Source organism: Thermoflexibacter ruber (assembly GCF_900113045.1).
GTDB lineage: Bacteria > Bacteroidota > Bacteroidia > Cytophagales > Thermoflexibacteraceae > Thermoflexibacter > Thermoflexibacter ruber.
Genome location: NZ_FONY01000119.1, coordinates 1 through 1,234 on the forward strand (window position 1 = coordinate 1; position 1,234 = coordinate 1,234).

Genomic DNA, 1,234 nt, shown 5'->3' on the forward strand with positions numbered 1-1,234 from the left:
TCCTACCTTGATTTTGGGTCTGCAAAGGTCTGAACTATTTCCCTAACCTCCAAATAAATTAATAAAAAAAATTAGAAAAATTTGCAAATAACATAAAATAATTGATTAGCAAATAGTTGCAAATCAGCCATTGGATAGCAAATTTCATCAAACTCAATTTTGTACATTAATTCTATAACCTTTCAAGAAAATAATCTAAATTAGCTATATGATAATGTATCACTTCACATTTACTCTCTAAATTTATATGGCTAAAAAGCTATTTTTCAATATTTTGGCATTTTTATTTTGCTTTACATCACATAGTAAAGCCTTTGATTCTTTGGGTATAGTAAAAAAAGAAGATAAGTTTTTCATTATACATAAGGTTTCTCCGCGTGAAACTTTGATTGGGCTTGCTAAACGCTATCAGGTCAAAGTAGAAGAACTGAGAAAGCACAATGAGGCACTTGCAAAAAAAGACCAAATTAATGTAGGACAAGTCTTATACATACCAACTAAGGAAGTGCCCGCTCCTCCGAAAGCAAATTTGACTGAGAAAAATGCACAAAAGAAAAACAACCGTAAGCCTAAGTATCATATAGTTAAAGAGAATGAAAGCCTTTACAAAATAGCTTTTATGCATAATGTACATATAGACAGTGTAAAAAAATGGAATCAATTAGCTGATAATCAGATAAAAATAAATGATAGATTAATGGTGGGTTATGCCTTTGCCTCTACTACTGAAGAACCTGCTATCCCAAAATCAGGGGCAAATATTGTCCAAGAGTCAGGCATGGGGGCAATGATTAGTGGGACGAAAACCGATTTGAAATTGGCTTTGCATAGAAAATTGCCCGTTGGTTCTTATGTAAGGGTATTTAATGAAAGTAGTGGAACTTCGGTAACGGTAAAAATCATAGGAAAAATTCCTAACATAGATGCCGACCAGAAAGTCATCATCAAACTTTCGCAGTCTGCTTGCAAGTCTTTGGGCGTGGTCAATGAGCGATTTCCTGTAACACTTTCGTATGAAAAGGTAAAATAGATAAAATTCGCTATGCAGTAAAAATTACTTACTTTTATTTATATATAGAAAACTTATAATTTTACTCCAAACTTTAAATTGAAACCAGCCAAAATATCTGCGTTATTATTTATAACGTGAATTATTTTACATTTTCTTGAATAAATACAATTTGTTTGTCCTCTAATTTTTGTGGATATGCTTTTATGTTTGGTGTTTTTTCCA

Annotated in this window: 1 protein-coding gene; it reads left to right on the forward strand. The window is 31.8% G+C overall.

Annotated elements, in window-relative coordinates; all coding sequences use genetic code 11:
• The first annotated feature begins 247 nt into the window (after positions 1-247).
• Positions 248-1,030, forward strand: coding sequence for a LysM peptidoglycan-binding domain-containing protein (locus BM141_RS22455; RefSeq protein ID WP_091549662.1), 783 nt, complete (start codon positions 248-250; stop codon positions 1,028-1,030).
• Positions 1,031-1,234 lie beyond the last annotated feature (204 nt).